15 protein-coding genes, 1 tRNA gene and 1 pseudogene are annotated in these 19628 nt (G+C 66.5%); 12 read left to right on the plus strand and 5 right to left on the minus strand.

The window, feature by feature from the left end; genetic code table 11:
• Positions 1-30 precede the first annotated feature (30 nt).
• From QZ755_RS08555 to aat, 10 genes are all read left to right on the plus strand, one after another.
• Positions 31-1059 carry a LacI family DNA-binding transcriptional regulator gene (locus QZ755_RS08555; protein WP_294321895.1) on the plus strand — a complete coding sequence of 343 codons (1029 nt, stop codon included), beginning with the start codon at positions 31-33 and terminating at the stop codon, positions 1057-1059.
• Entirely contained in the window at positions 1056-4118 is a 3063-nt protein-coding gene (locus QZ755_RS08560) for a TonB-dependent receptor (RefSeq protein WP_294321896.1), read from the plus strand. Before QZ755_RS08555 ends, QZ755_RS08560 begins: the two co-directional genes overlap by 4 nt.
• A 74-nt stretch (positions 4119-4192) precedes the next feature.
• Complete coding sequence (locus QZ755_RS08565) at positions 4193-5596, plus strand: glucoamylase family protein (RefSeq protein ID WP_294321898.1); 1404 nt, start codon at positions 4193-4195, stop codon at positions 5594-5596.
• Positions 5593-8631 (plus strand): discoidin domain-containing protein, encoded by a 3039-nt coding sequence (locus QZ755_RS08570; RefSeq protein ID WP_294321900.1) that lies wholly within the window; start codon positions 5593-5595, stop codon positions 8629-8631. The genes QZ755_RS08565 and QZ755_RS08570 overlap by 4 nt, the downstream gene beginning before the upstream one ends.
• Before the next feature lie 52 nt (positions 8632-8683).
• Positions 8684-9658 carry a cytochrome c oxidase subunit II gene (coxB, locus tag QZ755_RS08575; RefSeq protein ID WP_294321901.1) on the plus strand — a complete coding sequence of 325 codons (975 nt, stop codon included), beginning with the start codon at positions 8684-8686 and terminating at the stop codon, positions 9656-9658.
• Entirely contained in the window at positions 9655-12180 is a 2526-nt protein-coding gene (locus QZ755_RS08580) for a cbb3-type cytochrome c oxidase subunit I (RefSeq protein WP_294321903.1), read from the plus strand. The genes coxB and QZ755_RS08580 overlap by 4 nt, the downstream gene beginning before the upstream one ends.
• On the plus strand, positions 12177-12557 hold the full coding sequence (locus tag QZ755_RS08585; RefSeq protein ID WP_294321906.1) for a hypothetical protein: 381 nt from the start codon (positions 12177-12179) through the stop codon (positions 12555-12557). Before QZ755_RS08580 ends, QZ755_RS08585 begins: the two co-directional genes overlap by 4 nt.
• Positions 12554-13147, plus strand: coding sequence for a cytochrome c oxidase assembly protein (locus QZ755_RS08590; RefSeq protein ID WP_294321908.1), 594 nt, complete (start codon positions 12554-12556; stop codon positions 13145-13147). The genes QZ755_RS08585 and QZ755_RS08590 overlap by 4 nt, the downstream gene beginning before the upstream one ends.
• A complete protein-coding gene (locus QZ755_RS08595) occupies positions 13144-14193 on the plus strand; it encodes a c-type cytochrome (protein WP_294321910.1) in 1050 nt (349 codons plus the stop codon). Before QZ755_RS08590 ends, QZ755_RS08595 begins: the two co-directional genes overlap by 4 nt.
• Before the next feature lie 39 nt (positions 14194-14232).
• Positions 14233-14973 carry a leucyl/phenylalanyl-tRNA--protein transferase gene (gene aat / locus QZ755_RS08600; protein WP_294321912.1) on the plus strand — a complete coding sequence of 247 codons (741 nt, stop codon included), beginning with the start codon at positions 14233-14235 and terminating at the stop codon, positions 14971-14973.
• Between the two features lie 35 nt (positions 14974-15008).
• Here the strand turns inward: aat and QZ755_RS08605 are convergent.
• From QZ755_RS08605 to QZ755_RS08625, 5 genes and pseudogenes are all read right to left on the minus strand, one after another.
• Positions 15009-15242 (minus strand): annotated as a pseudogene (locus QZ755_RS08605) (DUF2155 domain-containing protein); the annotation flags it as partial.
• 215 nt (positions 15243-15457) lie between these two features.
• Entirely contained in the window at positions 15458-15850 is a 393-nt protein-coding gene (locus tag QZ755_RS08610) for an NADH:ubiquinone oxidoreductase subunit NDUFA12 (protein ID WP_294321914.1), read from the minus strand.
• A 45-nt stretch (positions 15851-15895) separates the two neighbouring features.
• Entirely contained in the window at positions 15896-16324 is a 429-nt protein-coding gene (locus QZ755_RS08615; RefSeq protein WP_294322117.1) for a DUF192 domain-containing protein, read from the minus strand.
• Positions 16325-16380: 56 nt separating this feature from the next.
• Entirely contained in the window at positions 16381-16929 is a 549-nt protein-coding gene (locus tag QZ755_RS08620) for a cold shock domain-containing protein (protein WP_294321917.1), read from the minus strand.
• 102 nt (positions 16930-17031) lie between these two features.
• On the minus strand, positions 17032-17559 hold the full coding sequence (locus QZ755_RS08625) for a RecX family transcriptional regulator (protein WP_294321919.1): 528 nt from the start codon (positions 17557-17559) through the stop codon (positions 17032-17034).
• A gap of 125 nt (positions 17560-17684) precedes the next feature.
• On the opposite strand from QZ755_RS08625, the gene QZ755_RS08630 reads away from it, so the two are divergent.
• Positions 17685-19439, plus strand: coding sequence for a fatty acyl-AMP ligase (locus QZ755_RS08630; protein WP_294321920.1), 1755 nt, complete (start codon positions 17685-17687; stop codon positions 19437-19439).
• An 88-nt stretch (positions 19440-19527) separates the two neighbouring features.
• Positions 19528-19603, plus strand: a tRNA-Trp gene (locus tag QZ755_RS08635).
• Positions 19604-19628: the final 25 nt, after the last annotated feature.

Consider the following 19628-nt stretch of genomic DNA (forward strand, 5'->3'; position numbering starts at 1 on the left):
GGCGAACGAAGGGAGTGGACAGACAAGCGCATGGCGAATGCCACCATCCGCGACGTAGCACGCGCGGCGGACGTGTCCGTCGCCTCGGTCTCGCGCGTCCTCAACCGGCATGAGAACGTCCGTCCCGCGCTGCGGGAAAAGGTGGAGGCAGCGGCGCGGACGCTGGGCTATGTCCCCCATGCCGGTGCGCGCTCGCTCAGCCTTGCCCGGTCGAACGCGATCGGCGTCGTGCTGCCCGAACTGCATGGCGAATTCTTTTCTGAACTGTTGCGCGGCATGGACCGCGAAGCATCGGAGCGCGGCCTGCAGCTGCTGCTGTCGAACATGCACGCCGACCCGGCACGCGGGGTAGAGGCGCTGCACACGATGCGCGGGCGGGTCGACGGGCTGGTGGTAATGGCGCCGCATATCGACCCCGACCAGCTGTTCGGCCACCTGCCGCCCGGCGTGCCGGCCGTGCTGGTCAACTGCGCGCCGCATCACCAGCCGCGCCCCGAATTGCGCATCGACAACGCCGCCGGCGCCCGGACGATGGTCGACCATCTGGTCGCGACCGGACGGCGGCGCATTTTTCATCTCGCCGGGCCTGCCGGAAATATCGATGCCGAAGAACGGCTTGGCGGCTACTGCGCCGCGATGGCCGCCGCGGGCCTCGAATCGGTCGTCGAACGCGGAACCTTTCTCGAAGAGTCGGGCGTTTCCGTAGCGGAACGATGGGTTCGGGAGGGGGCGGACGTCGATGCGGTATTCGCCGCCAACGACATGATGGCGATCGGCGCACTGATGGCATTTCGTCGCGCCGGCATTGCCGTGCCCGACCGGATCGCCGTTGCCGGGTTCGACGACATCCCGCTCGCCCGCCTGATCTCGCCATCGCTCACCACGCTGCGCATCGACATTGCCGGCCTGGGCGAACGCGCGGTTGCCCGCCTGATCGACCAGATCGACGGCGGCGACGACCATAGCGTCGAACTGCGCGCGCCCCTGCTGGTCGTGCGCAATACCACTTCACCAAGGGAAGACCCGGAAAACCGGGAAACAAGGGGAATATACGCATGAGGAAGACCATCATCCGCGCAGCGCTGGCCGCTGCGACGACGCTGGCGACGGGAACGATGCTCGCACCGGTCGCGGCCTATGCGCAGGTTGGACAGGCGTCGCTGCGCGGCACGATCACGTCGCCGGCCGACAACAAGGCGACGCAGGTCACCGCGGTCGAGGTCGCGACCGGTATTCGCCGCACCGCCACCATCGGGGCGGACGGGACCTACAACTTCGCCTCGCTGCGCGCCGGCACCTATCGGCTGGAAATCCAGCTGACCAACGGCACGCGCAACTCGGACGAATTCACGCTGCGCGTCGGCCAGAATGCGGGCCTTGACCTCGACCTGACGACCGCTGCCGCCGCGGCTCCGGCCGGCGAGACCACCGAAACCGATCCGGGCAGCGTCGCGTCGAACGACGAGGAAATCATCGTCACCGGCAGCCGTATCCGCACCCTGTCGGGCGGCCAGGTCGGCATCAACATCACCCAACGCCTGATCGAGCAGCTGCCGCAGAACAATCGCAACTTCCTCGCCTTCGCCGATCTGGCGCCGGGCGTCCGCTTCGTCGAGGAAGGCGCCAATGGCCAGGCCCGCCTGCAGGGCGGCGCGCAGCGGTCGAACTCGGTCAACGTCTTCATCGATGGCGTCAGCCAGAAGGACTATGTCCTGAAGAACGGCGTGACCGGCCAGGATTCGTCGCCGGGCAACCCGTTCCCGCAGCTCGCCATCGGCGAGTATCAGGTGCTGTCGTCGAACTATAAGGCGGAGTTCGACCAGGTCAGCTCGGTCGCGATCGTCGCCGGCACCAAGTCGGGCACGAACGAGTTCCATGGCGAAGGGTTCATCGACTACACCAACCAGGACCTGCGCGACCGCCGTCCGACTGAACTGTTCCCGACCCGTGTCGCGAAGGTCGACACCAAGGATATGCAGTACGGCGTCGCGCTGGGCGGTCCGATCGTCAAGGACGTCGCGCACTTCTTCGTCACGTACGAAGGCAAACGGCAGGAACGCCCGGTCGACGTACTGCCGGGCAACGGCGTCGACATCAACGTGATACCCGCCGACCTGCGCTCGCGCTTCGGCAACTTCACCAACACGTTCAACGAAGACCTGATCTTCGGCAAGATCGACGTCTCGCCGACCGCGGAAGACCTGTTCGAATTTTCGGGCCGGTACCGCAAGGAAAGCGGCGATAGCTTGGACAGCGGGATCAACGCGTTCTCGACCCGCACCAACAATTCGGTTAAGGACATTCGTGGCCTAGCCCGGTGGCAGCACACCGCCGATAACTGGATCAACGATTTCCGCGTGTCCTACGAAGACGTGCTGTGGTCGCCGCGTCCGGTCGAACAGTCAATCAACCAGTTCTTCCAGCGTACCGAAATTCGCAACAACGGCTTCACGCGCATCGACCTGCTGCGCATTGGCGGTGGCACCAACTTTCAGGAAAAGGGCCAGAAGGGCTGGACCATCCAGAACGACTTCACGTACACCGGCCTTGAAGGACATACGTTCAAGACTGGCGTGAAGGCGAAGTGGGTCAACCTCAACACGCTCGAACAGAACAACATCAACGGTTCCTATACCTATGACGTGAATCTGTTCAGCCAGACTGGCTTCCAGACCGATATTCCCTACCGCCTCGTCTTCGGCGCTCCCAGCGGCTTCGGCAGCTCGACGATCGAATCGAAGAACTTCCAGTTCGGCATCTACGTGCAGGACGATTGGGACGTTACCGATCGCCTGACGCTGAACCTCGGCGTGCGGTGGGATTATGAACGCACCCCGGCGTTCCTCGATTTCGTGACGCCGCAGGCGAACCTGACGGCGATCTCGGCGGCACAATATCCGAACCTTCAGAACGCCGATTACAACATCAACGACTATATCTCGACCGGAAACAACCGGAAGGCGTTCACTGGCGCGATCCAGCCGCGTGTCGGCTTTACCTATCGCATCGACGAAGACGGTCGCTTCACGGTCTTTGGCGGCTTTGGTCGGTCCTATGATCGCAACCAGTTCGACTTCCTCCAGCAGGAATTGTCGGTCGGCGCGTTCCAGCAGCGGACGTTCCTGTTCCAGGGCGCGAACCCGCTCAACCAGTGCACGCCGTCGTCAACCTGCATCCCGTGGAACCCGATCTACCTGACTGCAGAAGGTCGCGCACAGCTGGCACAGAGCAGCACGGGGGGCGGGCGTGAACTGCGCTTCATCAAGAACGATCTGAAGATGCCGTATTCGGATCAGGTGTCGCTCGGCTTCCGGTCGCGCTTCAACCCGATCGAACTCGAAGTCGGCTATCAGCACATCTCGAGCCGCGATGGCTTCGTGTATCTGTTGGGCAACCGTCGTCAGGACGGCTCGTTTTTCCTGCCTGGGCCGACTACCGCGGAACCGTTCCCGCAGTCGCCCTTCCCGTTCACCCCGCCGGGCTTCGGGTCGATCATCATCGGCGACAACGGTCTGAAGACCGATGCGGACTCGGCCTATGTGAAACTGACCAAGCCGTATTCGCCGACGTCGCCGTGGAGCCTCGACGCGACCTATACCTTTACCGAAGCGTCGGAAAATCGGATCTTCAACGAGACGTTCAGTCTCGACTTCCCGTCGATCGACGATTACCCGACGCTGCGGTCGGTCGGCGTGCCGCGCCACCGCTTCGTCATGGCCGGTAGCGTTGACACGCCGATCGGGCTGACGCTGTCGAGCAAGTTCTCGATCGAATCGCCGCTGTTCCAGGTCGCGCAATTCAACACGTCGAACCCGTATCAGCGGACGTTCGTCGGTGCCTTCCGCGACAGCCTCGGCGATCAGTGGGGCCGTCGTCAGCTCGACGTCGCCGCGACGAAGTACATCCCGATCCGGTTCGTCAACGACACCGCTCGAATCCGCTTCCGCGTCGACATCATCAATCTGATGAACGATCGTAACTATATCGACTTCAACAACAATCCGCTCGACAACAGCCGCACCGACGGTTCGCAGCATATCTATGGCGAACGGTCGTCGTTCAGCATCGGCGGCAACCAGCCGCGCACGATCAAGTTGTCGGCGGGCTTCAACTTCTAACCTTTCCCTCCCCCTGCCGGGACAGGCTCCCCCGCCTGTCCCGGCTTTTTTGTATCCAATAAAGGGGCCTGCCCGTGATCGATCGCCGTTTCTTCCTTGCCGCCAGCACCGCCGCGCTTGTCGGGGCCTGCACGCCACGGACCGGGATCGCCCCTGCACCCGCCCGCAACCCCGACCTCCTGTCCGACATCCAGGAGCGTACGTTCCGCTTCTTCTGGGACACGACCGACGCCGCGACCGGCCTCGCGCCCGATCGCTGGCCGACGCCCAGCTTCGCCTCGATCGCCGCGATCGGCTTTGCGCTGACCGCATACGGCGTCGGCGAGAAGCATGGCTGGATCACCCGCCAGCAGCATCGCGACCGCACGGTCGCCACCCTCGAATTCCTCAGCAAGGCTCCCTCCGGTCCCGCCGCGACCGGGGTGAGCGGCTACAAGGGCTTCTTCTACCACTTTCTCGATGCGAAGACCGGCACGCGCTATGGCCGGACCGAATTGTCGACGATCGACACGTCGCTGCTGCTGGGTGGCGTGCTGTTCGCGCAGAGCTGGTTCGACCGCGCCGATCCGGTCGAGGCGCGCATCCGCGCGCTGGCCGAACAGCTGTATCGCGCGGTGGAATGGGACTGGATCGTGCCGCGCCCGCCCTTCGTATCGATGGGTTGGCATCCCGAAAGCGGCTTCATCCGTTCCGACTGGAACACGTATAACGAGGGCATGATCCTGTACGTGCTGGCGCTGGCCAGCCCGACCCATCCGCTGCCGCCGGCGGCCTGGGCGGCGCTGACGCAGCAGTTCGACAAAAGCTGGGGCAACCGCTGGGGTGAACCGCACCTGCAGTTCGCGCCGATGTTCGGCCATCAGTACAGCCATGTGTGGATCGATTTCCGCGGCATCCGCGACCCCTATATCGCGTCGAAAGGCCTCGATTATTTCGAGAACAGCCGCCGCGCGACCTATGCCCAGCGGGCCTATGCCAACGAAAATCCGGGCGGCAAGGTCGCGTATGGCGATGACTGCTGGGGCCTGACCGCGTGCGACGGGCCGGGCGATTTCAAGGTTACGATCGACGGGCGCGAGCGCGAATTCTACAGCTATTCCGCGCGCGGTCCGGGCGAGCGCGACGACGGGACGCTGGCGCCGACCGCCGCCCTCGGATCGGTCGCCTTCGCACCCGAAATCGTCGAGCCGATGATCGGCAAGATGCACGCACGCTACGGTGCCGGCATCTATGACAAATACGGTTTTCTCGACAGCTTCAACCCGACGCTGACCCGCAGCGACCGGCCGTTGCAGCATGGCAGGCTGGTGCCCGGCGTCGGCTGGGTCGATGGCGATTATCTCGGCATCGATCAGGGGCCGATCGTGCTGATGATCGAGAATCTTCGCTCCGGGCTGGTCTGGGAGGTGATGCGGCGCAATCCGCATATCCGGCGCGGACTGGAACGGGCGGGGTTCACGGGGGGCTGGCTGGCGTGATCCCGCTGGTCCTGCTGGCGGCCGCGGCACAGGCCCAGCCGCTCGACACCTTCGACGACGTGGCAGCATGGCGCGCGGCGTCGTCGGACGGGGTCAGCGCGACGGCGACTACCGTGTCGGGCGCGACGGACAAGGCGCTGCAACTGCGCTACGACTTTGCCAAGGTATCGGGCTATGCGTTCGTGCGCCGGACGCTGCCGATCACCTTCCCGGCCAACTGGGAAATGCGGCTGAAGCTGCGCGGCACCGGCGGGGTCAACGATCTGCAGATCAAGTTCACCGACGTCGACGGCACCAATGTATGGTGGGTGACGAAGCCCAATTTCCGCCCCTCGGCCGCGTGGCAGGAGATCAAGATCCGGCCGCGCGACGTGCAGTTCGCATGGGGACCGACGACCGACAAGACACTGAAATCCACGCGGGCGGTCGAGATCGTCGTCGTGCGCGGGCGCGATGGCGGCGCGGGCACGATCGAGGTTGACGACTGGACCTTCGAAAGCCTCCCCCCGCCCCGTCCGTTGCCCGCCCCGGTGGCGAGCGACATGCGCGCGATCGATGGCGACCGGACGACGGCGGCCAAGGGGCCGGTGACGATCGATTTCGGCGGCCAGCGCGAACTGGGCGGGGTGGTGTTGCACTGGACCGGCGCCGCGCCCGCCTATGCGATCGAGGCGAGCGACGACCGTCGCCGCTGGCGCACGCTGCGCAAGGTGACACAGGGCGATGGCGGCAGCGACCCGATTGCGCTGCCCGATACGGAGACGCGCTATCTGCGGATCAGCGGGGCGAAGGGGCTGGCGGAAGTCGAGGTGAAGGATCGCGCCTGGGCCGAAACGCCCAACGCCTTCATTGCCGATCTCGCGCGCAATGCCCCGCGTGGCCGCTTCCCACGCGGCTTCACCGAACAAAGCTACTGGACTCTCGTCGCCAGCGACGGCGGTGCGGTCAGCGGGCTGATCGGCGAGGATGGCGCGATCGAGATCGCCAAGGGCGGCTTCTCGGTCGAACCCTTCGTGGTCGACAACGGCCGGACGATCGCATGGAGTGACGTCGCGACCGGCCACAGCCTTGAGGACGGCTATCTGCCGATCCCGCACGCGCTGTGGACCGCGACCGGATGGACGCTCGATACCAGCTTGTTCGCTGATGCGAACAGCAAGCGGCTGATGGCGCGCTGGACCCTGAAGAACACCAGCGACGCCCCACGCACGTTGCGATTGGTACTGGCGGTCCGTCCGTTCCAGGTGAACCCGCCTGCCCAATTCCTCAGCCAGCGGGGCGGGGTCAGCCCGATCTCGACGCTGGCATGGGATGGCAGCGCGATGGCGGTCGCCACGCCGGGCGCGATTGCCGGCGATGCGGCGGTCACCCGGCGACTGTTCCCGCTGACCACGCCGGCACAGGCCTGGGCCAAGCCATTCGATCAGGGCGCGCTCGCCGATCCGGCCGAACCGGGCGAGGCGATGCGGGGCGATGACCCGACGCAACTTGCATCCGGCGGCCTCGCCTATGACGTCACGCTGGCGCCGGGCGAAAGCTGGACGACGGCGATGGCGCTGGGCGGCGATGCGCCGGTCACCCAGGCTGCGTTCGACGCCGCCCATGCGGCAACCCGCGCCAGCTGGCAGCGGACGCTGGGCGCGGTGACGATGACCGTTCCGGCGATGAAGCAGCCGCTGGCCGATACGGTCAGGTCGGCGCTGGCGCAGGTACTGATGAGCCGCGACGGACCGGCGCTGAAGCCCGGCACCCGCTCCTACGACCGCAGCTGGATTCGCGACGGGGCGATGATGACCGAGACGATGCTGCGCATGGGCGTCGTGACGCCCGGCCGCGCCTTTGCCGACTGGTACGGGCCGAACCTGTTCGCCAACGGCAAGGTGCCGTGCTGCGTCGATGCGCGCGGACCGGACCCGGTGCCGGAGAATGACAGCCACGGGCAGTATATCCACCTCGTCACCGACCTGTATCGCTACACCGGCGACAAGGCCGCGTTGGAGCGCGACTGGCCGAAACTGGACGCGGCGCGGCGCTATATGGAGAGCCTTGCGCAGTCCGAACGGACCGCTGCCAACCAGACGCCCGAGCGGCGGATGCTGTACGGGCTGATGCCGCCATCGATCAGCCACGAAGGCTATTCGGCCAAGGCGCAGTACAGCCTGTGGGACGATTTCTGGGCGCTGACCGGATACAAGGACGCCGCCTTCGTCGCGCGCGTGCTGAACAAGCCCGAGGCCGCGGAGATCGAGGCGCAGCGCGACCGGTTCCAGCGTGACCTGCACGCTGCGATCGCGGCTGCCGTCAAATTCTGGAAGATCGACTATATCCCCGGCGCGACCAGCATGGGCGATTTCGACGCGACCTCGACCACCATGGGGCTGGACCCCGCGGGCGAACAGGCACGGCTCGACCCGACGCTGCTCGCCAATACCTTCGATAAACAGTGGCGGCGGGTGATGGCGCGGCCGGTCAGCAGCGACTGGGCGGATTATACCCCGTACGAACTGCGCAACGTGTCGGCGATGGTGCGGCTGGGCTGGCGCGACCGGGCGAACCGAATGCTCGATTTCTACATGGGCGACCGGCGGCCGGGCGGGTGGAATGGCTGGGCCGAAGTCGTCGGACGCGACCTGCGCGAAATTCGTTTCCTGGGCGACGTGCCGCACGCGTGGGTCGCATCGGACTATATCCGTGCCGCGCTCGACCTTTTCGCCTATGTCGATCAGGACGCCCAAGCCATCGTGCTGGCGGGCGGGCTGGACGGCGATTGGCTGGCGGGCAAGGGGTCGGACGTGCGCGGCCTGCGTACGCCGTACGGGACCGTCGATCTCGCCATGCGGGCGGAAGGAGATCGGATCGTCGCGACCATCGGCGGCGGCGCGATGCCGCCGGGTGGATTCGTGCTGCAATGGCCGCTGGCGGGCGAGGCCGGTAGCGCGACGATCGACGGCAAACCGGCCCGGATCGCAAAGGACGGGCTGCACATCCCGGCGCGACGCGGACCAATTACGGTGACGATGGAACGCCAACGCTGAAATCTCGTTTCGTTACCGTGCCGTATACTTCGGCGTGGGGCGAAGGGGGACTATGCGCGGCGTCAAGGCCAGTTTGGGTGCAGTCGCGTTACTGCTGCTGGGGGCGTGTAACCGGCATCAATCGGCGCTCGACGTGTTTGGCGACGAAGCCGCGACGGTCCGCCATCTGACCGTCATCATGCTGATCGGCGCGATCGTGATCGCCGCCGGGGTCGCGGCGTTGATGATTGCCGCCGTGCGGGCGCCGGAGGGTAAGCTTACCCTGCGTGGCGGAATGCGGCTCGTCGGATGGCTGGGCGGCGTACTGCCGGTCGTCGTGTTGCTGGGGCTGCTGCTCTACAGCCTGCCTGCCATGCGCCCGCTGCCGGTGGCGAAGGGCGACCTGCGCATCGCGGTGGAGGGCGAGCAGTTCTGGTGGCGTGTCCAGTACCAGCCGCCGGGCAGCCCGCCGGTCGTCACCGCCAACGAAATCCGCATTCCGGTCGGCCGCGTCGTGCAATTCGACCTGACCGCCGGCGACGTGATCCACAGCTTCTGGATTCCGGGTCTGGCGGGCAAGATGGACATGATCCCCGGCCGCACCAACACGCTGGTCGTCCGCGCGACGAAGGCCGGCAAGTATCGCGGCGTCTGTACCGAGTTCTGCGGCCTCAGCCACGCGCTGATGGCGTTCGACGTGGTGGCGATGGAGCCGGCCGCGTTCGACGCGTGGCTGGCCAACGAGCGCCGCCCCGCCGCCCCGGCCGCTGACACCGCCGCCGGCGCGCGTGCCTTCGCCGCCAATGGCTGCACCGGATGCCACGCCATCGCCGGCACGCCCGCCGCCGGTCAGATCGGCCCCGACCTGACCCATATGGGCAGCCGCACCTCGCTGGGCGCGGGGACGACGCCGATGACCCGCGCGGCGCTGGTCCGCTTCATCAAGGACGCGCCGGCGGTCAAGCCGGGCGCCCGGATGCCTGCCTATCCGCAATTGTCGTCACAGGACGCGCAGGCGATCGCCGCCTATCTGGAAAGCCTGAAATGAGCCTGCACGCGCAAGACGATCCCGCGCTCCGCGCCGCGCAGGAAGAGCGGCTGCGCGCGGTGTGGAAGCCGCCGCAGGGCATTTTCCTGCGCTGGACCGATTGCAACAACAACCGCGTCGGCGTGTGGTACACGCTGACCGCGTTCGGTTTCATGTTGTTCGCGGGCGTGCTGGCGCTCATCATGCGCACCCAGCTGGCGGTACCCGAGAACGATCTTGTCTCGGCGAACAGCTTCAACCAGCTGTTCACGCTGCACGGTTCGATGATGATGTTCCTGTTCGCCGTGCCGATGTTCGAAGCGGTGTCGATCATCCTGTTGCCGCAGCTGCTGGGCGCGCGCGACCTGCCCTTCCCGCGCCTCTCCGCCTTTGGCTATTGGTCGTTCCTGCTGGGCGGCGTGTTCGTCGGCGGGTCGATCTTCTTCAACGCCGCGCCCGATGGCGGGTGGTTCATGTACCCGCCGCTCACCACCCGCACCGACCTGTCGGGGCTGGGCGCCGACATCTGGATGCTGGGGCTGTCCTTTATCGAGGTATCGTCGGTCGCGGCGGCGGTCGAGCTGATCGTCGGCGTGCTGAAATGTCGGCCGCCGGGGATGCGGCTGAACCTGATGCCGCTCTATGCCTGGTACATCCTGGTCGTCGCGGTGATGATCCTGTTCGCCTTCCCGCCGCTGATCGCGGGTGACGTGTTGTTCGAAATGGAGCGGCTGCTGAACTGGCCGTTCTTCGATGCGGCGCGTGGCGGCGATCCGCTGCTGTGGCAGCACCTGTTCTGGATCTTCGGCCATCCGGAAGTCTATATCGTCTTCCTGCCGTCGATCGCACTGTTCGCGATGATGATCCCGACCTTTGCCCAGCGGCATCTGCTAGGCTATCCGTGGATCGTGCTGGCGGCGGTCGGCACCGCGTTCCTGTCGTTCGGCCTTTGGGTCCACCACATGTTCGCGACCGGCCTGCCGAAGATCAGCCTCGCCTTCTTCTCCGCCGCGTCCGAAGCGGTCGCGATCCCGACCGGTATCCAGATTTTCGCGTTCATCGCGACATTGTGGGCCGGCAAGGTGAAGTGGTCGACGCCGCTCCTCTATGCCAGCGGGTCGCTCGCGATCTTCGTGATCGGCGGGCTGACCGGCGTGATGGTCGCGATCGCGCCGTTGGACTGGCAGGCGCACGATACCTATTTCGTCGTGGCGCATCTGCACTACGTGCTGATCGGCGGCACGCTATTGCCGCTGTTCGGTGGCCTTTATTATTACTGGCCGCTGATGACCGGCAAGAAGCTGTCCGACAAGATGGGTCGTACCGCCTTCTGGATGCTGTTCGTCGGCGCGAACCTCACCTTCTTCCCGATGCATTTCAGCGGGTTGTACGGGATGCCGCGCCGGGTGTTCACCTATCCCAGCGAACTCGGCATCGACTATCTTAACCTCGCCTCGACCATGGGTGCGTACCTGTTCGCGCTCGGCACGCTGGTCGTCTGTATCGACCTGGCGCGGTCGCCGTGGCGGGTGAAGGCGGTGCGCAATCCGTGGAACGCCGGGACGCTCGAATGGCTGGCGCATCCGGAGGATGAGGATTGGGGCATCCGATCGGTGCCGTTGATCGAAAGCCGCTATCCGATCTGGGACCAGAAGGATTTCGTCGCGAAGGTCGACGAAGGTCGCTTCTTCCTGCCCGATGCGGAGGAGGGCCGGCGCGAGACGATCGTCACCACCGTCCTTGACGCGCGCCCGCTCTATGTCGTGCGCCTGGGCACGCCCAGCTGGGTACCGATGCTGACCGCAATTGCGCTGGGCAGCGTGTTCATCCTGACCACCTATCACCTCTATTGGTGGTCGCTGGCCGGTGCGATCGTGACACTGGGGTTCGTCCTCTACTGGCTGTGGACCGGTACCGCCGAAATCCCGGAGAAACCGTCCAAGCCGATCGGCCACGGTATCGAACTGCCACTCTATGTCTCCGGATCGGCCGCGCCGGGATGGTGGGCGATGTTCATCACGATGATGGCCGATGCCACCGCCTTTTCCGGCCTCGTCTTCGGCTATTATTTCTTCTGGACGGTGCATCCCGAATTTCCGCCCTCCGGCCCCGGCATGGACGGGCCGGGCATTTTCTGGCCGATGGTGGCGCTGGGCGTCGCGGCGGTCAGCTGGATCGCGACCGTGGCGGCGCGGGAGAGCAACCGGCGCGGCGGCGTGGCTGCGGCGCGCGGGTTGCTGGCGCTCGGCATCCTTGCCAGCCTGGCCGGCATCTGGGCCGGGTTGCAGGGACCGCTGACCACCGGGCTGGACCCTGAACTGCACAGCTATCCCGCGATCGTATGGGTGCTGGTGATCTGGACCACTGCCCATGCCGGTGTCGGCGCGATCATGCAGGCCTACACGCTGGCGCGCAGCATCGCCGGGCGGATGACGCCGACCCATGACGCCGATTTGCGCAACATCACCGTGTATCAGCACTTCATGGCGCTGACCGCCATCGTCACCTATGCGACGATCGGTCTGTTTCCGGGGGTCGCATGAAGCGCGGGCTGCACGGCATGGTGGCCAAGCTGAAGGTCACGCTGTGGTCGCTGATCGTACCGCCGACCGTATGGGCGGTACATTTCCTGTTCTCCTACCTGTGGGCGGCGATCCACTGCGCGAAGGTCGGCGGATTTCCGCGCTTTCCAACCCTCTACACGGTCGGCACCGTGGTCGCGCTGACGCTGATCCTCGCGGCGGGAGTCGTCGCGCATCTCCAGTCGCGCATACCGGGGGACACGCCGCCGCATGAGGAAGGCACCGACAGCGATCGCATCCGCTTCCTCGCCTTCTCCACGGTGTTGCTGGCGGCGCTCAGCTTCGTCGGCGTGATCTTCACCGCAGCGCCGGTGCTGTTCCTGACGGATTGCCGGTGAAGCGCGCGAGCCTGATCGCGGGGCTCGTGCTGTTGCCCGCAGGGTGGCTGGCGGCGGCGCAGGCGGGGATGGTCGGGCATATGGCCGGGCACATGATCGCCGTCGCCATCGCCGCGCCGCTGCTCGCCTTCGGGCTTGGCGACACCCGCTTCGATCCGGCCCGCCGCTGGCCGCACACCGTCACCCCGCTCGCCATGTCGCTGGTCGAGCTGGCGACGGTCTGGGGCTGGCACCTGCCCGCGCTCAGGATACTGGCCGACACGCACCTTGCGGCGATGATCGTCGAACAGGCGATGTTTTTGCTGGCCGGCTGGCTGCTCTGGGCGGCCGTGCTGGGCACCGGGCCGGACCGGCGTGCGGCGGGGGTCGGCGCACTGCTGCTGACCTCGATGCACATGACCCTGCTCGGCGCACTGATCGGCCTGGCCCCGCGCCCGCTCTATCCGGCGATGGCGCACGGGATGCACGATGCGCTGGCCGACCAGCAACTGGGCGGGGTCGTCATGCTGGTGATCGGCGCGGCCAGCTATTTCCTCGGCGGCCTTGCCCTGCTCGCCACCCTGTTACGCCACCCGGAGCCGACGCCATGACCATCCGCCTCACCTGGAAGCGCGTGATCGTGACGTTGCTCGGTATCTTTGCGCTGGGCATGGCCTATGCGTGGTCGGGGCTGTTCAACGTCGCGGCATCGTCGGGGCATTGGGCGATCACCGACTGGTTCCTGCACTGGGTCATGCGCAATTCGGTGCAGACGCGTGCCGCATTTTCGACGCCGAAGGAGGCGAAGGACGATAGCGGCCTCGTCAGCGCGGCGGGCTATTACGCGTCGTCCTGCGCATCGTGCCACGGCGCGCCCGGCGTCCGGCCGCTGCCGCTGATGCAGGCAGCGACGCCCCCTGCCCCCGACCTGTCGAAGAATGCGAAGGAGTGGACCGACCGGCAGCTGTTCTGGATTCTCGAACATGGCGTGAAGTTCAGCGGCATGCCCGCCTGGGCCGCGAAGGACCGCCCGGACGAGGTGAAGCGGATGGTCGCGTTCGTCCGATTGCTACCCACCATGACCCCGCAGCAATATCGGGTTCTGGCCGGCAGCAATGCGCAGGGGTTCGGATCGGCGAACGGCCGGTTCGACAGCTGCGCCGGGTGCCATGGCACCGATGGCCTCGGCCGCGGCCAGCGCGACATTCCGATCCTGGCCGGACAGAATCCCGCCTATCTTGCCGCCGCGCTCCAGGCCTATGCCGCCGGCCACCGCCAGAGCGCGGTCATGGGCAATGCCGCCGCGCTGCTGACGCCCGAAGAGCGCGTGGCGTTGGCGCAGCGCTTCGCCGCCATGCCCGGCATCGCGCCGGGCCGTGGCGGCAACAAGGACGCAGCGGCGCGGCAGATCGTCGAGCGCGGCCTGCCGGACAAGCAATTGCCCGCTTGTCGCAGCTGCCACGATGCCGCCGGCGCCAAGCGCTTCCCCGTGATCGACGGCCAGCGATCGGTCTACATCGCCGAACGGCTGCGCCATTGGCGCGGCGAAAAGGAAGTGGTCGACGCGCGTAAGGATCAGGCAACGATGCCGGTCATCGCGCGGCGCATTCCGGAGGACATGATCGAGCCGGTCGCCCGCTATCTGGCCGGGGAATGACCGGTTGCCAGCGGCCGGAGTCACGATAGGGTGCGCCCGATGGCCCCCGATTTCGATCTGGACCCGCAAACGGTCCTGCGCGCCTATGCCAGCGGCATCTTTCCGATGGCCGACGACCGCGATGCGCCAGGCATCTATTGGGTAGAACCCAAGCTGCGCGGCGTGTTGCCGCTCGACGGCTTCCATTTGTCGCGGTCGCTACGCAAGCTGGTCGCGTCGGATCGCTACCGCGTTACCGCCGACGTCGCGTTCGGGGAAATCATCGAACTGTGCGCCGAAAGCGCGTCGGACCGGCCGGAGACGTGGATCAACGGCACGATCGAGCGCGCCTTCCTGCGCCTGCACGACATGGGATTCGCCCATTCCGTCGAGGTGTGGGACGGCGATCGCCTGGCCGGCGGCCTCTATGGCCTCGCCTTGGGGCACGCATTCTTCGGCGAATCGATGGTCAGCCGTGCGCCCAGCGCATCGAAGGTCGCGCTGGCGTGGCTGGTCGCGCGATTGAAGGTCGGTGGGTTCCGGCTGCTCGACTGTCAGTTCCAGACCGATCATCTGGCGACGATGGGCGCGGTGGAGATTCCGCGAAAAGCCTATTCGGCGCTGTTGTCCGGTGCGCTGGGGATCGATTCGGCCGGCACCGGGCTGGCCTCCGCCGCATTCGACGCGCTCGACCGGCGCGGGCCGCTGGCCGTCGGCGCCGCCGCTCCTGCCCCGGCCGAGACGGTATCGGGACCGGTGTCGGGGAAGGACATCGTGCAGCTCTTGGGCCACACGTCATAGATCGGGTGCAGCACAACATTCAGCGCCGGGCGTTCCTTGAACAGCCAGCCTGAAAAGGCCCGGCGCCATTTATTGTCGGTGCCACGCACGTCCATCTGCACGAAGGCGCCGGTATATTGCTCCTGCTCCCACGGCGCGGTGCGTTCGCAGGCGCGCAGGCGCACGATCACGTCGCCGACGCGGACCGCCTGTCCGGGTTTCAGCGTCAGGTCACGGGTTTCGCCATTGCGCTTGTTCAGCAGGCCGACGACCGCGACGCGCTGGGCCATCGGCGTGGCGCCGGCCAGCAAGCGGCTGTCGAGGCCGGCATCGACGCTGACAACTTCCGGGGCATTGGCGCGCGGACGCACCGATTCGGGCACCGGGATTTCCGCGCGGGAGCCGGCCGGTGTCGCCTGACGCGAGTGCCAGCTGCGCCAGCCGAACCAGCCGCCGACCGCCAGCAGGGCCGCAATCGCCAGCCCGGCCAGCCAGCGGCGCAAATTCACGCGTCGGGGCTCCACGCCTCGTAATCGCCGGTGGCGCGCACGCGGGCGCCGCCCTTGTCCAGCACGCCGGGCGGGCGATAGGCGAGCGCGGTGCCGGTCTGGTTCGGGATCGCCGGCTTCTGCCACTGGCGCACCGGCGGCAGCGACTGCTCGGGCGTACCCTCGATCTGATGGTGCAGCCAGCTGAACCATTCGGGCGGCACGCGGCTCGAATCGTTCGATCCGGCATAGATCACCCAGCGGCGCGGATTGCCCGCCGTATCGCGACCGCCCTCATAATAGGCGTTGCCGAGGTCGTCGGTGCCGACCTGCGTCTTGCCGCGCAGACCGAGCCAGGTGCCGAAGGTGGCACCGTTCCACCAGGTGAAGACGTTCGCGAGGATTCCCATGCGCGACCGCTTAGCGTAGCCCCAGGCGCACGACAATGGGGTGGATCATTTCCACGCCACCTTGTCGCCCGCCGCGATGCCCAGTTCGGCGGCGCGCCCGCCGCCCAGTTCCAGTACCGCCGACACCGGTTCGCCCGACGGGACCGGCGCTTCGGAAAAGGGCACGGTATTCTCGGCAACGGTCGCGATGGTACGGTCGGGTCGGATGAACAGGATGTCGAGCGGGCTGGGCGTGTTCTTCATCCAGAAACTGGCCGCTCTGGGCGGTCCGCCGTCGGGGGGATAGGGCGCGAACAACATGCCGGCGTTGGCGCTAAGTGGCGGGCGGTACATCAGCCCCTGCTGCTGCTGCGGTTCGGTTGCCGCGACCTCGACGGTGAAGCGATGCGTGGCGCCGTCGGCGGTGGTGATGGTGAGGGCGGTCTTCGCCAGCGCGACGGGATCGTCGCCCGCCTTTTCCTTGCAGCCGCCCAATGCCGCCAGCAGCGCGACCGCCGCCAGCCCTGAAAATCCCGTAACCGCCACGCGTTCTACTCGCCCGTTTCGACCATGACGGCCAACGGCCCCTTCTGCCCTTCGACGATCCGGGCGACAAGCCGCTGTTCGGGGTCGACTTCCTCGATCCCGCCCTGGCGCAGCGTTTCCATATGGACGAAGACGTCGCCCGGCTTGCCGTCGCGAACCAGGAAACCATAGCCTTTCAGGCGGTTGAACCATTTGACTGTCACGGGTTCGAACGGCCCGGCCTGATCGGTCAGCGCCGTGCGATCGGGCCGGTCGGCGACGCGCCGCACCGGTTCGATCGCGCTCGACAAGTCGATGTCGAGGATTTCGACCGCCTGCATCCCGCGCGTGCGCCGCACCACGTTGCAGGTGACGATCGCCCCTTCGGGCAGGGTCCGCCGGCCATGGGGTTCGAGGACGGAAAAATGGATCAGGACGTCGCCGATCGCCGGGTCGTCGGCCACTGCAAACCCGAAACCGCGTGTCACGTCGAACCATTTGATCGACCCGCGCACTGCCGGGACCAGTTCCTCGCGCACAGCAGCGATCAGGGCCGGTACCGGTTGTCCCGTCACGCAATCATCGGCAATCGTTCGCGCTTCCAGACGCATCGTCGCTCGCTCCCCCTGCGCATACTCTAACACGATGTTTCGCGAACGCGACGATTTCTTTACGATCTAGCCATCCCAGTCCGTATCGTCGTCGGACGGCTCCAGCCCGACGATCCGCCGGGCGAGCGACGGGGCATGGCCGGCGCGCACCATGGCGGCGATCTGCTTCTCGCGCCTGTCGCGTTCGACCGGGGCGGTCGCGAACGGCCCGATGCGCTTGCGCCGGGCAAAGGCGAGCGCGGCCGCTTCGGCCCCCTCCTCCAGCGTCTCGTGAAATTCGCCGGCATCCGCCGCCCCGACACCCGCCTGGCGCAACGCGTCGCGCACCCGCTGCGGACCCAGCCCGCGCCGGGTCATCGACGCGACGCGAGCCTCCGCAAAGGCGCGATCGTCCACATAGCGCAACGCCGCCATCCGGTCGGCAAGGCCATCGACGTCGATCGGCCCCTCCCCGCCGCGTTCGCGCAGCTTGCGGTTAAGATACAGAACGAGTTTCGCCCGCGTCGTCGCATAGCGTTCAACATAGCGTAAGGCGGCACGCTCCAAGGCAGGCTGGTCGAGCGGCGGTAGCGGACGGCGAGGGTCTCGGGACATGCGCCATGTTTGTGCCACACTGGGCGGCGATTTTGAAATCAACTGTGCCGCGCGGTCCTTTGCCGCTATGGCGACATGCTTCGAACGCCGCGTATCGCGCGAACGAGCCTGAGAGTTGGACAAGAATGACGACGAATCTTGAAGATAGTGTTGCAGTTTCGCCGGAAGCGACGCCGACCGTGGACGCGTTGCCGCGCCGCTTCGCCGACTTCGCGACGCTGGGCGATGCGATGGACTATGCGGCGCAGGGTACGCGCGGGCTGAACTTCCACGACGCGCGCGGCACGCTGAAACGGCCCTATCCGTTCCGCGAGATGCGCGCGGATGCGCTGCAACAGGCCTATCGCCTGATCGCGAAGGGGGTGCGCCCGAACGACCGCATCGCGCTGATCGCCGAGACGGGGCCGGAATTCGCCGCGCTGTTCTTCGGCGTGGTCTATGCCGGCGCGTGGCCGGTGCCGCTGCCGCTGCCCACCTCGTTCGGCGGGCGCGAAGCCTATGTCGAACAGCTGCGGGTGCAGCTGGCGAGCTGCGATCCGAAGACCCTGTTCTACCCGGCCGAACTGGAAGCGATGGCGGGCGAGGCCGCGCGGATCGCCGGCGTCGAAGGCATTGACTGGGAAAGCTTTTCTGCCGCCGATGCACCGGCGGTCGAATTGCCCAAGGCGTCCACCGACGACATCTGCTACCTGCAATATTCGAGCGGTTCAACCCGTTTCCCGCATGGGACCGAGATCACCCATGCCGCGCTGCTGAACAACCTGTCGGCGCACAGCCATGGGATGCAGCTGGTCGAGGACGATCGCTGCATCTCGTGGCTGCCATGGTATCACGACATGGGGCTGGTCGGCTGCTTCCTGTCGGTCGTCGCCAACCAGGTATCGACCGACTATCTGAAGACCGAGGATTTCGCCCGCCGTCCGCTGGCATGGCTCGATCTCATCACCCGCAACAGCGGCAATTCGATTTCCTACTCGCCGACCTTCGGCTACGACATCTGCGCGCGGCGGATGTCGAGCCAGACCAAGGCGGCCGACCGGTTCGACCTGTCGCGCTGGCGGCTGGCGGGCAACGGCGCGGACATGATCCGGCCCGACGTGATGCAGTCGTTCGTCGATGCGTTTGCGGATGCGGGGTTCAAGGCGTCGGCGTTCCTGCCGTCCTATGGCCTTGCCGAAGCGACGCTGGCGGTGGCGATCATGCCGCCGGGCGAAGGGATCATCGTCGAACTGGTTGAGGAAACGGAACTTTCCGGCGGCACCGGCCGCGCCGACCGGCCGCAGCGGTACCGCGCGATCGTCAATTGCGGGAAGCCGGTGAAGGACATGGCGGTCGAGATCCGCGAGGAGGACGGCACGCCCCTGCCCGAGCGCGCGATCGGCAAGCTGTGGTGCAAGGGCCCGTCGCTGATGAGCGGCTATTTCCGCGACGAGGAAGCGACTGCGGCGTGCATGGTCGACGGATGGCTGGACACCGGGGACATGGGCTATCTGTCTGACGGATATGTCTATATTGTCGGCCGGGCCAAGGACATGATCATCGTCAACGGCAAGAATCACTGGCCGCAGGACATCGAATGGGCGGTGGAACAGCTGCCCGGATTCAAGGCCGGCGACATCGCCGCCTTCGCCATCACGACGCCGGGCGGTGAGGAAACCCCCGCGGTACTGGTGCAGTGCCGGGCGTCGGACGAGGGCGAGCGCCAGCGGCTGCGCGAGGAAATTCGTGAGCGGGTGCGGTCGGTTACCGGCATGAACTGCGTTATCGAACTGGTCCCGCCGCGGACCCTGCCGCGCACCTCGTCGGGCAAGTTGAGCCGGGCGAAGGCACGCAAATTGTACCTCGAAGGCGAGATCAAGCCCTACGCCATCGCCGCCTGATTTTTCACTTTCCTACAGCCCCGCGCTTCCCTATCCCGGATTTGGCCTTGCCCTTCCGGTTCGACCGGGATAGAGGCCGCGTCCGCACACGAGTGTAGCTCAGCTGGTAGAGCATCGGTCTCCAAAACCGAGGGCCGGGGGTTCGAATCCCTCCACTCGTGCCAGCGCGCCGCCGCGCCGATCCCCGCA

Origin of the sequence: uncultured Sphingomonas sp. (assembly GCF_913776855.1) — a bacterium.
Taxonomy (GTDB): domain Bacteria; phylum Pseudomonadota; class Alphaproteobacteria; order Sphingomonadales; family Sphingomonadaceae; genus Sphingomonas.